At 41.4% G+C, this 13,258-nt stretch carries 13 protein-coding genes and 1 pseudogene; 7 read left to right on the top strand and 7 right to left on the bottom strand.

Features of this window, described 5'->3' with window-relative positions; all coding sequences use genetic code 11:
* Positions 1 to 292: 292 nt before the first annotated feature.
* A complete protein-coding gene (gene gyrB, locus HUN01_RS19605) occupies positions 293 to 2,230 on the bottom strand; it encodes a DNA topoisomerase (ATP-hydrolyzing) subunit B (RefSeq protein WP_181927602.1) in 1,938 nt (645 codons plus the stop codon).
* 243 nt (positions 2,231 to 2,473) lie between these two features.
* On the opposite strand from gyrB, the gene miaA reads away from it, so the two are divergent.
* Positions 2,474 to 3,379, top strand: coding sequence for a tRNA (adenosine(37)-N6)-dimethylallyltransferase MiaA (miaA, locus tag HUN01_RS19600; protein WP_181927601.1), 906 nt, complete (start codon positions 2,474 to 2,476; stop codon positions 3,377 to 3,379).
* 220 nt (positions 3,380 to 3,599) lie between these two features.
* On the opposite strand, the gene HUN01_RS34930 is transcribed toward miaA, so the two are convergent.
* Together HUN01_RS34930 and HUN01_RS34925 are read right to left on the bottom strand one after the other, a co-directional pair.
* On the bottom strand, positions 3,600 to 4,145 hold the full coding sequence (locus HUN01_RS34930) for an IS630 family transposase (protein WP_203219489.1): 546 nt from the start codon (positions 4,143 to 4,145) through the stop codon (positions 3,600 to 3,602).
* A 20-nt stretch (positions 4,146 to 4,165) separates the two neighbouring features.
* A complete protein-coding gene (locus HUN01_RS34925) occupies positions 4,166 to 4,672 on the bottom strand; it encodes a helix-turn-helix domain-containing protein (protein ID WP_203219488.1) in 507 nt (168 codons plus the stop codon).
* Between the two features lie 315 nt (positions 4,673 to 4,987).
* On the opposite strand from HUN01_RS34925, the gene HUN01_RS19590 reads away from it, so the two are divergent.
* From HUN01_RS19590 to HUN01_RS19575, 4 genes are all read left to right on the top strand, one after another.
* On the top strand, positions 4,988 to 6,292 hold the full coding sequence (locus HUN01_RS19590) for a Tudor-knot domain-containing protein (protein WP_181927600.1): 1,305 nt from the start codon (positions 4,988 to 4,990) through the stop codon (positions 6,290 to 6,292).
* A gap of 270 nt (positions 6,293 to 6,562) precedes the next feature.
* Positions 6,563 to 7,681, top strand: a complete 1,119-nt coding sequence (locus HUN01_RS19585; protein ID WP_181927599.1) for a phosphotransferase enzyme family protein — start codon at positions 6,563 to 6,565, stop codon at positions 7,679 to 7,681.
* On the top strand, positions 7,678 to 8,250 hold the full coding sequence (locus HUN01_RS19580; RefSeq protein WP_181927598.1) for a DOMON-like domain-containing protein: 573 nt from the start codon (positions 7,678 to 7,680) through the stop codon (positions 8,248 to 8,250). Before HUN01_RS19585 ends, HUN01_RS19580 begins: the two co-directional genes overlap by 4 nt.
* A gap of 66 nt (positions 8,251 to 8,316) precedes the next feature.
* Positions 8,317 to 9,081, top strand: coding sequence for an ABC transporter ATP-binding protein (locus HUN01_RS19575; RefSeq protein WP_275944575.1), 765 nt, complete (start codon positions 8,317 to 8,319; stop codon positions 9,079 to 9,081).
* 167 nt (positions 9,082 to 9,248) lie between these two features.
* Here HUN01_RS19575 and HUN01_RS19570 read toward each other — a convergent pair whose 3' ends face one another.
* Positions 9,249 to 9,779: an orange carotenoid protein N-terminal domain-containing protein gene (locus HUN01_RS19570; RefSeq protein WP_181927597.1), complete on the bottom strand. Its 531-nt coding sequence runs from the start codon at positions 9,777 to 9,779 to the stop codon at positions 9,249 to 9,251.
* Between the two features lie 224 nt (positions 9,780 to 10,003).
* Here HUN01_RS19570 and HUN01_RS19565 point away from each other — a divergent pair, with 224 nt between their 5' ends.
* A complete protein-coding gene (locus tag HUN01_RS19565; protein ID WP_181927596.1) occupies positions 10,004 to 10,378 on the top strand; it encodes a hypothetical protein in 375 nt (124 codons plus the stop codon).
* 155 nt (positions 10,379 to 10,533) lie between these two features.
* Here HUN01_RS19565 and HUN01_RS35500 read toward each other — a convergent pair whose 3' ends face one another.
* The gene (locus tag HUN01_RS35500) at positions 10,534 to 11,169 is read right to left on the bottom strand and encodes an HAD-IA family hydrolase (protein ID WP_238846399.1); all 636 of its coding nucleotides are present in this window, start codon (positions 11,167 to 11,169) and stop codon (positions 10,534 to 10,536) included.
* Positions 11,144 to 12,117: pseudogene (queG, locus tag HUN01_RS35495) on the bottom strand (tRNA epoxyqueuosine(34) reductase QueG). The gene HUN01_RS35500 and the pseudogene queG overlap by 26 nt, the downstream one beginning before the upstream one ends.
* A 238-nt stretch (positions 12,118 to 12,355) precedes the next feature.
* Between queG and HUN01_RS19555 the strand changes: the two are divergent.
* Positions 12,356 to 12,787 (top strand): ketosteroid isomerase family protein, encoded by a 432-nt coding sequence (locus tag HUN01_RS19555; RefSeq protein ID WP_181927594.1) that lies wholly within the window; start codon positions 12,356 to 12,358, stop codon positions 12,785 to 12,787.
* 44 nt (positions 12,788 to 12,831) lie between these two features.
* On the opposite strand, the gene HUN01_RS19550 is transcribed toward HUN01_RS19555, so the two are convergent.
* Positions 12,832 to 13,257, bottom strand: a complete 426-nt coding sequence (locus HUN01_RS19550; RefSeq protein WP_181927593.1) for an ATP-binding protein — start codon at positions 13,255 to 13,257, stop codon at positions 12,832 to 12,834.
* Position 13,258: the final 1 nt, after the last annotated feature.

The raw sequence follows: 13,258 nt of genomic DNA, 5'->3' as shown, positions 1-13,258 counted from the left end.
TTGTGTAGAATCCTGTTAAATAGGGGATCATTAACAATAGTTAATGAATTTATGGATATAGTCACTCCTCTAACGACATAGTTTGTAGTATGAAAAATTATTAATATAAAAGATTTATATATTTCATGGTTTGTCATCAGCCAAAAGAGGTAGTCTTTATAGTATTTTGGATATAAAATCTTTAGCAAAGGTTTGTTCTGGGAATGTCAATCAAGACTTCAAAGCCAAAGATCCCCGATTTCTCCAGAAATCGGGGATCTTGTTTTTTACGAATGATTTAGGACTGCTGATATTAGATATCTAGATCGGTGAAGTTGAGTTTAGAACCATAGGTTTCGATGAATTCTCTTCTGGGTGCGACCCGATCGCCCATTAAAATTGTGAAGATGCGATCAGCTTCAGCGGCATCCTCAATTTCGACTTGCTTCATTTTACGAGTTTCTGGGTTCATGGTGGTGTCCCAGAGTTGTTGTGGCATCATTTCACCCAAACCTTTGAAGCGTTGGATGGTATAGTTGGCGTTAGCCGGAAATTTGGCGATCGCTTGATTTTTTTCGCGATCGCTATAGCAATACTCATGATTACGTCCCCGTTCTACTTTAAACAGTGGGGGACAAGCAATATAAATAAAGCCTTGTTCGATGAGTGCCCGTTGATATCGATAGAAGAATGTTAACAACAAAGTCCGAATGTGCGCTCCATCTACGTCAGCGTCCGTCATAATGACTATGCGGTGATAACGCAGTTGAGTGGAATCGAATTCATCACCTTTAACACCTAAACCAAGTGCTGTAATTAACGATTGAACTTCGTTATTTTTATAGATTTTAGCGTCGTCGGTTTTTTCAATGTTGAGAATTTTACCACGTAGAGGCAAGATTGCTTGAGTGCGGCGATCGCGTCCTTGTTTTGCACTCCCACCTGCTGAGTCCCCTTCCACGATGAATATCTCAGATTCGCTAGGGTCACGAGAACTGCAATCTGCCAACTTACCAGGTAATGGCGAAGATTCTAGTACGGATTTGCGTCGAACTAATTCCCGTGCATGACGCGCTGCTTCTGCGGCTTTGAAAGCTTGGATCGCTTTATCTAAAATTGAGTCGGCTATAGCAGGATGAAACTCTAGATACTCAGTGAGGACTTCTCCCACTAAAGAATCGACAATTCCCCGGACTTCGGTATTACCAAGTTTAGTTTTGGTTTGTCCTTCAAATTCTGGGTCGGGGACTTTAACGGAAATTACGGCTGTCAGACCTTCGCGGACGTGTTCGCCACTGAGGTTTGGTTCATTATCTTTAATTTTATTCCGCTTGCGAGCGATCGCATTTAATGTCCGAGTCAGAACCGCTTTTAACCCTTCTAAGTGCGTACCACCATCTACCGTGCGAATATTGTTAGCAAAACCTAGCACATTATCTGTGTAAGCATCAGTACACCATTGCAGTGAAACTTCCACTTGTACATTGTTGCGTTCCCCCTGCACATAGATAATTTCTTCATGCAACGGCTGCTTCTCACGGTTCATGTAAGCGATATATTCTTTAATACCACCCTTGTAATTGTAGGATTCTACTTTCGGTGTATCGCTTTTTAGTAGTTCTAGACGGTTGTCAGTAAAGGTAATTTTGACACCCGCATTCAGATACGCCAATTCCCGTAGGCGACCTGATAAAGTGATGTAATCAAACTCAATGCTAGTAGTAAAGATTTGGGTATCTGGCTTAAAGGTGACAGAAGTTCCAGTTCTAGCTTCCTTGTAAGGCTTTGCTTGCAGTTCAGTAACTGGGATACCGCGTTCATAGCGTTGGAGATGAACTTTTTTATCTCGCCAAACAGTAACTTCTACAACCTCAGATAGGGCATTAACAACAGAAATACCAACCCCGTGTAATCCTCCAGAAACTTTGTAGCCACCGCCGCCAAACTTACCACCGGCGTGCAGTACCGTCATAACGGTTTCCAAAGCCGATTTTCCGGTGCGCGAGTGAGTATCGACGGGAATACCGCGACCATCATCTGTTACAGTCACTGAACCATCAGCGTTGATATCCACCTCTATATGAGTGCAATGACCCGCCAAAGCCTCATCGATTGAATTGTCCACCACCTCGTAAACTAAATGGTGGAGTCCTCGCGGCCCAGTGGTACCGATGTACATTCCTGGTCTTTTGCGGACGGCTTCCAGACCTTCCAGAACTTGAATCTGATCGGCACTGTAACTGCTCGTCATGTAAACTCTCCTGATGCGTGGGGTTGAACTCGCCAAAAGGCAAATAAAAGTAAAAACACTCCAAAATTGTAACACAAAAGCCTTGCTGGCGTCTGTAGGGCATTTTCAAGAGAAGTTTATACTGGGGTTGCACTACCGTGGAAGAGGGGCAAGGAGAGTAGAGGGAGCAGAGGGGGCAGAGGAGGCAGGGGAAGCAGGGGAAGAATTTCTAAATCTTGACCAATGACAAATGACAAATGACTAATGACTAAATTAATTGTGATTTGTGGGGCGACGGCAACAGGTAAGTCTGGTTTGGCTTTGGCTTTGGCGATGCGGTTGGGTTCTGTAATTCTCAGTGCTGATTCTCGTCAAGTTTATCGTGAGTTTGATATTGGGACGGCAAAACCGACTGTGGCTGAACAAAAATTGGTGCCACATTATTTAATAGATATCTGCGATCCAACAGACATGATGACAGTAGCAGACTACCAGGAGCAAACACAAGCCTTAATTGCTTCTGTTGATGTTACACCACTTTTGTTAGTTGGTGGCACTGGTTTATATATCCGTTCTATTGTCCAAGGAATGAAAATTCCGAGAGTTGCACCACAAACAGAATTGCGATCGCAACTGGAATCTCTCGGTCAACCACAACTCTACGCAATGTTACAACAAGTTGATCCAGTTGCCGCACAAAAAATTCATGGCAATGATTCAGTCCGGACTTTACGAGCATTGGAGGTATTTTATGTAACTGGACATCCAATTTCAGAACAGCAAGGGGAGAATCCACCAAATTATCCGATTTTGCAAATTGGTTTAGATTGCGATGTTGAAAGATTGGGTGTTCGTATTCAACAGCGTACTGAGCAAATGATAGCAAATGGTTTAGTTGCTGAGGTGGAGTATCTTTGTCAAAAATATGGCGCTGATTTGTCTTTATTGAATACTTTGGGGTATCAAGAAATCAAGCAATATTTGTCTGGCAATATTTCTTTGGATGAAGCGAAAGAATTAACAATTTTGCATACAAGGCAATTTGCCAAGCGACAACGTACTTGGTTCCGGGCATATCCAAAAATTGAATGGTTTGATGCGGATAATCTTGATTTATTAGAGAAGGTTTGGCATCGTATAAATGAGTTTTTAAGTTGCACAAGCTTGTGAGATTTTTTTGCTCATGCAAAGACACAAAAAACTTTCCGCCTTTACAGCTAGTACTGCAAGGCGGAATTAAAAATTAAAAATTAAAAATTAAAAATGAATACAGCATAAGGGTTTCGTTGATTTGGAATGATTGGTTTATTTCCGCCGTGTTGTACTACTCTCTTATAGAGTGTCAGTATTTACACTCATAGCCCGTAGCCTATCTGGTAATAATACCAATTCAAAAAATGTTTGCGACAGATAAGGCATTTAGGATGAAGTCATAACCAGTCAAAGAAGCAGCAATTTTAGGAGTCAGTTCAGTAAGAAGTTGAGCAACTTTGGTTCGCAGATGCTCCAGGTTATCAAATAACTCCCATTTCAGGTCTTGCTTGAGATGTTCCCAGACGCGCTCTATCGGGTTAAGTTCAGGAGAATGGGCTGGCTGGAACAACAGAACGATATTCTCTGGAATTTGTAAACGTTTAGCTTTATGAAACAAGCCGTTATCGACTTGTAGAATGTTGAGTGAGTTGGGATAACAGGCAGCGAACTCGTTTAAAAATTGCTGATAGCATTCAGTATCGACATGAGAAAACTGCCAAAATAAACTTTCACCCGTGAGCGGTTCAACTGCTCCGTATAGCCAAAACGCTTTAAACTGCCATTGCCACTCACCAATAGGCTTAACTCCAGGAAGAGTAATCTTGCGCCCTTCAATGGTTTTAAGTCCAAATCGACTTTCATCTTGTACGAAATAACGGATATTCTCGTACTGGGGTAACATGATGGCGCTGTATTGAGCAATTAATTGCAAGTCGTCACCGAGGTTTTTTTAAAAGCCTCTAATTTTTCCAAATCCTGCTTTTGGCTACGCGGACGCGGAACTTTGAGCTTGGCTTTGAGCCTGTAACGCGTCAAGTAATGTACAGTTGCATATTCTGCTTGCACCCCTAACACAGTATCTAACCAATGCTGAATCTGGGTGTAACGTTGAAATCCACCTTCAGGCTGTTCGAGTTGCTTTTTCAAGCTCGACACTGCCCAATTTGGTATTATACGTGTTCGACCTGGACTTGTTCCAAACTCAACAACCGCCTCAATTCCTCTATTTCGATAATCTGCCAACCACCTTTGAACCGTGCCCCGATGCCTTCCCAGAGTTTTTGCGATCGCACATACATTCAACTGTTGGGCTTTAATCAAATATAGTGCTTGTACACGTTCTTTGAGTCGAGCATTTTTCTCCTGGCGTACTAACGCCTCCAGTTCCTCCACACTTTCTTTGATTTCAATATGTGTTATGCCTGCCATCACATACCCTGAATTGCTACCTTTCTTACATTTACCATCTGTCGCATTCTTTTTTCAAATTGGTATAATTGGGTGCGTTGTTCTGCTTGTTCAGCACGTTGTCGTTATTATTTAGTCAAGATGAGTGCGATCGCCTATGTAATATCTCTTAGTTGTAGAACCTGTTGGTAACATCGTTATTTTTTAGTCAGGTTCGGGAACTCTATGAATACGGTTCAGTAATTCGCCCATCGCCGACGAGAGAAAGGCTTTCTGTAGGGTGTGGGCTGATCTGAATCGTGTTGCAACGATATTTGGAGTTTTGAGGATCGGCTGATGGATAAATCAATTATTCAGTTGGTTGACGAGTTACCGACTGACAATATCACTGTCAAAGTTTTAAAGGCTCTTGATTATGTAGCACCAGGTGAGTGGAGCAATTTGACGGGGTTTGACAATAATATTCGCAGCATCACTGGAGAAACCGATGCTAAGGTAATTCAGAAAATCCGCGATCGCGCCGTCACTTTATACCAAGATCCTCAACTAGGCTACCAGTTCGCAATCAAACTTTATCAAACAATTGATAAGGCAGACACAGCTATGGCGGCGGCGGCTTTAGCGAATAAAGTCAGTGAGAAAATCGGCTTTCTGTCTTTTTTAGGCAATATTACTCCCAAAGCTGATGTCACTCAATCCATTGACTTAGTACTAAAAATTGCTGTCGAAATCATTGCCTTTTGTAAACTAAATGGCATTCCTCAACCTAATCCCCAAGAGTTTGCTAATTCTCTCGCTAACAACTATCAAAATGCATCCCTAATGCGAATGGCCGCTCTAGTCTGTCTAGATGGAATTCTCCCATTAGGCCCCGATTTCCTCAGCAAAATTCAGGGAGTTATTAGTGGTACTGATACTAACGCAATAACTCAAAATCCGGTTTTCTTAGCCGTTAATAACTTTCTCCCAGGTAGTAACCCCTCTGATAAAGTTGGTTTTATCAGTCAGGGTTTCAACTCTGTGCAAGGCTGGATGAATAACTTAGTATCCAAGACAGGCATAACTCCGCAATCAATTTCTAGCCATTTGGGTAATTTTATTCAGATTGCTGATGATAATTTAGATTTTGTTGCAGCATTCCTAGATCAAACTACCAATTATTATGAGCATACGGGAATTCAAACTGTTGCTCGCAGTTTAATTTTGCAAGCATACACTTTAGTAAAAGAAGAAATTCAACAAGAGTCACAAAAGCCGATCCAAGATGTCTCATCTGCTGTTAAGTCAGATAAGAATCAGTATGAATTAAGCAAAACAGTAGAAGTTTGGGATAGTGAGGACGAGGATTGGTATCAGGGTACAATTGAAAAAATCCAAGATGACCAATTCTTTATTCATTACCTTGGTTACGGTTCATCTTATGACGAGTGGGTAGGCGAAGATGACATTCGGACTCGCGATCTTCGCTCCGCTGATGAGAATGGATATGCAGTAGGTCAAAAGGTCAAATGTTGGGATGATGAGCAAGAAGCTTGGTATTCCGCAACGATTGAGCAAATCCAAGGTCAGCAATATTATCTTCACTACGTTGGTTATGATTCATCTTATGACGAGTGGGTTGATAATGATGAGATTTCCTAACTATTAAATTGCAACCCACAGATCCCCGACTTCTTTGAGAAGTCGGGGATCTTGTTTTTCACAAATGATTCAAGATTGCTATAGTACTTTTAAAGATTCATAATTGACATTTGAATAATCAATTACGAATTACGTTAGCGCAGCGTTAGCGAGTATTCGTTCGCGCAGCGTCTCGTAGAGAGCGTCATTACGAATTATCTTGACACTTGCGCTACGATATCCCCTATTGCTTGCGTGCAATGTAGGTGAGGAGTAGTACAGGTTAAACACATGACAGAAGAAATCAATACACAGAATACCCAAAATCTAATGGCGATCGCAGACCAATTCGCCCAACTAGGTAAGGTTACAGGCGTGAAATCATTTGGAAGTGGTAATATTAATGACACCTTTTTGGTAACTCTAAATTCTTCAGAAGAACAGCATTTTGTCCTGCAACGCATCAACACGCAGGTATTCCGCCAGCCACAACTGATTATGCAGAATATGCGTACCTTCACTGAGCATGTTCGCAAACGGTTGCAGCATACACCCCTGAATCGTCGCTGGGAAGTGCCACGCGTACTATTGACCAAAAACGCTCAAGACCACTGGAGGGACGTAGATGGCTCATTTTGGCGGGCGATTAGCTTTATTGAAGGCTCCCAGTCCTTTGATACTATGAGCGATCGCTCCCATGCCAAAGAAATCGGTTATGCCTTGGGGATGTTCCACAATTTAATCAGCGATTTACCACCAGAAAAACTTGCTGATACCCTTGAAGGATTCCATATTACACCGCTTTATCTCCAGCATTACGAGGAAGTTTTGGCGAAAACTAGTGCGTTTCAATCTGCTGAAGTTAATTATTGCTTGCAGTTTGTTAGCGATCGCCAAACCTTTGCACATATCCTAGAAAATGCCAAAACTGAAGGCAAACTACCTCTGCGTCTGATGCACGGCGATCCAAAAATCAATAACGTGATGTTTGACACTGCTACCCAGCAAGCTGTCAGCGTCATAGACCTGGACACTGTTAAACCCGGTCTGGTACATTACGATATTGGCGATTGCTTGCGATCGGGCTGCAATCCGGCTGGAGAAGAAACTGAGAATTGGGAAAGTGTTTGTTTCGATACTGACCTGTGTCAGGAAATCCTACAGGGTTATCTTGCTGTGGCCAAGGCATTTCTTACCGAGAATGATTATGCCTATATATATGATGCCATCCGTCTCATCGCCTTTGAACTAGGATTGAGATTCTTTGCTGATTATTTAGCAGGGAATGTTTACTTCAAAGTCAAACATCCAGAACATAACTTGGCAAGAGCGATCGTCCAGTTTAAGCTTACCGAAAGTATTGAATCTCAAAAAACGCAAATTTGCAACATTATTCAAGACATGAAATGACCGAACAGACATTTTCCCTGCAACCCTTCCCCTCTACCGAGTTCTTTCCTAATTTAAAAATTGCAGGCAATATCGCTCGAAATTCTAATCAACTTACTATCTGCTACACTCTTGGAGGCAATTTAAAAGAAATTGTGTTGGCAAAGTCTGTAGCGGATCGCAGAGAAGATATCGCCCCACCAGCAAACACGCCATCACGCAAGCATGAATTGTGGAAAGAAACCTGCTTTGAGTTTTTTCTTGGCATCAAAGATGCTCAACGATATTGGGAATTTAACCTTTCCCCCGCCGGACACTGGAATGTCTATCGCTTTGATGGCTACCGTCAACGGATGCAAGAGGAAACAGCTTTTGAAAATCTACCGTTTAATGTTGACAATCAAGCTGATAGTTTAGTACTGACCTTAAATGTCGATTTGGATAAAATCATCTCTGTGGAGCAAGCCATTGAAGTTGGTATTACGACTGTCATCAAACATAAAGATGGTGAGGTGACTTACTGGGCGTTAACTCATCGAGGCGCGGAGGCTGACTTTCATATTCGAGAGAGTTTTATTGTTAAGTTGTAAAGACTGGTATTCAAAACGAGAAGCGCTATAATCGCGTCTTTAGCAACTAATAACTAAATCCTTATTATGGCAAACACTATTTCAATTACCGATTCTGCGGTTCCCAATCCTATCCCTAAACCAACAATTATCCGTTTGGAGAATATCTTTAAAATATATGGCAGTGGCGAAACTGAAGTCAAAGCACTCAACGATGTGAATTTGACTATCCACGAGGGCGAATATTGTTCAATTATGGGCCCTTCTGGTTCTGGGAAATCCACAGCCATGAATATTATCGGTTGTCTAGACAGACCCACAGGCGGACATTATTACTTAGATAATATTGATGTGGCGCAAATGGACGATCGCTCCCTAGCACACATCCGCAATAAAAAACTGGGGTTTGTCTTCCAACAATTCCATCTATTACCCCAACTAACAGCATTAGAAAATGTGATGCTGCCAATGGTGTATGCTAGCGTGAGTCCAAAAGAAAGAAGCGATCGCGCTACAGTTGCACTGACGCGAGTCGGTTTAGCAAATCGCCTCAACAACAAACCAACTCAACTATCTGGTGGACAACAACAAAGAGTAGCGATCGCCCGAGCCATTGTCAATCGTCCCGTAGTACTCCTAGCCGATGAACCCACAGGCGCACTTGATTCGCGCACAACCCAAGAAGTCTTAGATATTTTTGGCGAACTAAATAGCAGTGGGATCACCGTTGTCATGGTGACACATGAACCAGAAGTTGCTCGTCAAACCCAGCGCATCGTTTGGTTCCGTGATGGTGAAGTCGTACACTCCAACCTCACTCCAGCAGATTTAAGTCAGTTGGCTGTCTCGTAGGTTCTTAGAGGTTGTTTGAAAAGTCTAAATTATTACTTGCCTCTGCGACTAGAAGTCGCGGCTACACATACAAAACCCGCCTACGCGGGTTATAAAACTCGATTTTCTGCTAGTCCACATAGGTGGACTTAGCCTGTGTAGTAGCGAATTATATTCGCCAAGGCTGATTACAAACTTGACGTTTTGCCAGTTTCTGCTTGCGTTTCGATCGGCTTGACATCGGTGTAACCCAATTCACCAGCTATTGTCCGAAACACCGAGATTTGCTCCTCAAAATCTAGTCCTTCAATTTGGGAAACCAGATCATTTATTGCCTTACTTGATTGGTAGCTAGCTGGTAAGTCCACCACCGTATCCCCCATAGCTACCGCCCAAGCATACCAAACTAACAGCTGGTTGTTTTCTTTGATCGCCCCGTATGCACGAGAATATTCTGTGTCTTTGCAGTTAACAATATCCCGCATAATATCTAGTTGCTGCTCATCGGATAATTCAAAATAATCTCCTAGCAGAAGTGGTGCTAACTCTGGTTCGGCCGCAGCAGGAGCAGCTGGCGTGATGGAATCACCCATTTTTTCATAAACAAAATAGAACCAAGCTAATTTGGCATCGGTATCTAAGGCGTTAAAGGCATCTACCAAATTTTGAGTTTCATTGCTCTGAGCTTGAGAAATAGTTTTGTCGTAACTTGCAGTCATTATTATTTGTCTCCAACATTATTTAACACGCCACACTAAGTGTTACCAGAGTTTGAGAAGCAGATTCTAGTACCAATAGAAATAGTTAAATTAATTGGAAATTGCTACTTTAATCTACCTTTTAATAGAGGTAAAAATCTCTCTCAAGGAAGCAATAAAGCAGCGAATTGCTTTGCTATGATTACTCAAGTAAGCAATTAAACATTTACCTTAAGGTTTTAATTATGCCTGATGAAATAAAGCCCAATTTAAATGAATCTACCACCCATGACTCAGAATTAGCTGCTGAAAGCATAGCTAGTGGTGAAGAAAAAGCACCAACAGTAGATTTTGATGCGGATTATGCAGCTGCTCAACAATTCAGCGTAAGTGAAGTTGATCGCACAGCTAAAGGTGGAGCAGCAGCCGAAGCAGCCACAGCACCTAAATATAAAACCTCTAAGCCACAAGAGACAAAAACTGAAGCGCAGTCAACTGGTAATCCTAACGATTATGCAGAGTTAGCAAAAGAAGTTGGGAATTCTAAAACTGAGGGTGTAACTAATGTCAGTGATGATTTAGTAAAACAAGCTTTAGAAAAGGGTGAACGGAAAAATTAAGTTTTCCTAATATCTTGCTATTTTGTAGGATGGGCAATGTCACAAATATTAAATAAAATTGAAGTTTTCGTCATTGACAGACATTGCCCACTCGACTGTTTTAGCCATTTGTCAACAGTTGAGATTTTTCTGATAGACTTTTGACTATTTATTAATTAACGACCATTCATCACTTCTAGTAGTTCGCTAGGTAGCTGAATTAAATAATCTGGATTTTGCTTGGCGAGTGCTTCCGGTGAGTTAAAGCCCCAAGTAACTGCAATCACTTGAATATTCGCTTTTTTTGATGCTTCTATATCTCTGGTTTCATCTCCGACATAAATCACTTCTTGAGGTTTGAGTTGCTTTTGCCTCAATACATTATTAATTATCGTTGTTTTACCAAAAATTGTAATTCCTGAATATATGAAATCAAATAGGTGATTTAAATCATTAATTGTCAGAAATTGTGTAACATTTTCTTTAGAATTAGAAGTAATAATACCAAGTTTATATCCATGATTTTGGAGTTCTATTAATGCTTCTTTAATCCCCGGAATTGGCTTTAATTCTGGGATTTTGTTTTTTAATTCTCCTTTAACTTTTTTAACTAGAAAAGGTATTTTAAATAGAGAAACTCCTGAATACTTAATGATCTCCCTAGATGTTAAGTTCTTGAGGAGGGCTAATTGCTCTGGGCTTATTTGTCTATAACCAAAGTCTACAGCTAGACGATTAGCAATGCTTACAAGGGCGTCTACTGTATCAGCAATTGTGCCATCAAAATCAAAAATAATTACTTTCGGGGTCATTCTTTGCCTGGATGCGTCAAGATTAGCTAGGGCGTTGCGTCGTAACATTTCTGGCTTAATCCGCCGCAGGGCAGATGCTGGAAATCGTTTATCCCACTCCTGATCTGAGATTTGGGCTAATTCTAGCAGGTGGGGAGCAATATTCCCAGGATAAGGCTGAAACTCTGCAATATCAGTTGTGTTGGCAAAACGTTGATTCCAAGGACAAACATCTTGGCAAATATCGCAACCAGCAACCCAGCCTTGCAAATGAGGTGTGACTGTCTTTGGCAATTCCTCTGCCCGATTTTCAATGGTATGATAAGCAATGCAGCGATTAGCATCCACGACAAAAGGCTGAGTAATTGCACCTGTGGGACAAGCCTGAAGACAACGAGTACAGCTACCGCAGTGTTCTGTATGCGGGTGATCGCTCTCTAATTCTAAATTGGTCAACACTTCTCCCAAAAATACCCAAGAGCCATATTCCCTTGTAATCACATTACCATTCTTGGCAATCCAACCAATTCCAGCAAGTTGAGCCAATATTTTATCTTGCACCGGGCCAGTGTCTGCATAATAACGAGCTATCACACCTGTATCAAGTGATTCTAACCATGTAGCTAGCTGTTTGAGTTTTTTATGCATCACCTTGTGATAATCCCTTCCCCAGCCATAACGGGAAATTTTGGCGTATTCCTCGCCGTCGGGACGTTGATGTGGTGTGTAATAATTCAGCGCCACACATACTAGCGATCGCACTTCTGGCATCACTAAGCGGATATCCTGACGTTTCGGGTTAGCCATCCATTCCATATCCGCGTGATAACCCAGTTCAATCCATGCTTGCAACCTCTGCGCTTCTGTGGCATCTACCCCATCTGCGGCAGCAATTCCAACTTTGTGAAAGCCCAACTCGCTGGCTTTTTCTTTGACTACACTGCTGCTTGTTATGGAATACTGATTCATTTTTTTATTTGGATTTTGCCTAACTAAAGGCGCTACAATTTTACATTACGTAGTTTGTAACTTTAATTAAGATTTATTAAATCTCTTACATGCACAAGTTTTAAGCTGCGTAGCAGCTCAAAACTTCCATCGTGAGGAAGATTTACCAATATGTAGCAATCTATCTCAACAGCGGCTTTCTTTTTACATATTTTTGTACTGAAATTAATATTCAGATAGCATAATACAGGTAATTCCTATGACCTCTCGTGAATTGATATCCCTAACCCAGTTGAAAGAAGAATTCCAGATAGATGGAATTACAGAAACAAGCATACTGAGTTATTTTGAAACCTTAAATGCAGGAAAATTTGAGGCAACTGCTGCCTTATTTGCGTTAGATGGTGTGATGCGCCCACCATTTGAATCTGATATTGTGGGAACAGCTGCGATCGCAGCCTACTTAAAACAAGAAGGCCAAAATATCAAAGCTTACCCCAACACAGGAATAGCTGAGACTTTAGAAAACGGTGATATTCAAATCCAGATAACAGGCAAAGCCCAAACTTCATGGTGTAGTGTGAATGTTTTGTGGTTATTTATCCTCAACCAACAACGGCAAATTTTCTATACTAGAATCAAACTTTTAGCTTCTCCCCAAGAGTTACTTTCTTTACGTCGTGAAAAATAGCAAATAAGTATAAATCACATTACCTGCAAAATAGTCACTTTTTTCTATTGGACTAATTCGGGTAAAGTAGCTTGTAACTTTAGACAGTTAGCGCCATCAACTTGCAACTGGTAATCTACTTTATCCATGAGACGATTCATAATCAGCCAACCATAACCACCTTCTTGTTTTTCCAATGGGTTTGGAGCGTAGTAGTTAGACATATCAAAGCCTTCGCCGTAGTCCCAAACTTCTAAGGCAAGATCCCGGTCTTTCACTTCCAAACGCAGTAAAATCGGTAAATTTGGTTTGTCTTTGTGGGCATGACGCACTGCATTTGAGTAGGCTTCTACTAAAGCTAGTCTTAAACGACTTGATTGCCGCGACCAATCCACAGATTCTCCTAGCTGAATTTTCAAACATCCCAGCAACCAGTTTTCGACAATATTCAGAAAACTCAAGTCACTCGGTACATGAAGCTCACTTTTCATG

The organism is Nostoc edaphicum CCNP1411 (assembly GCF_014023275.1).
GTDB classification, from domain to species: domain Bacteria; phylum Cyanobacteriota; class Cyanobacteriia; order Cyanobacteriales; family Nostocaceae; genus Nostoc; species Nostoc edaphicum_A.
Note: the sequence above shows the minus strand (reverse complement) of the source record. Positions and strands in the feature narration are given on the sequence as shown.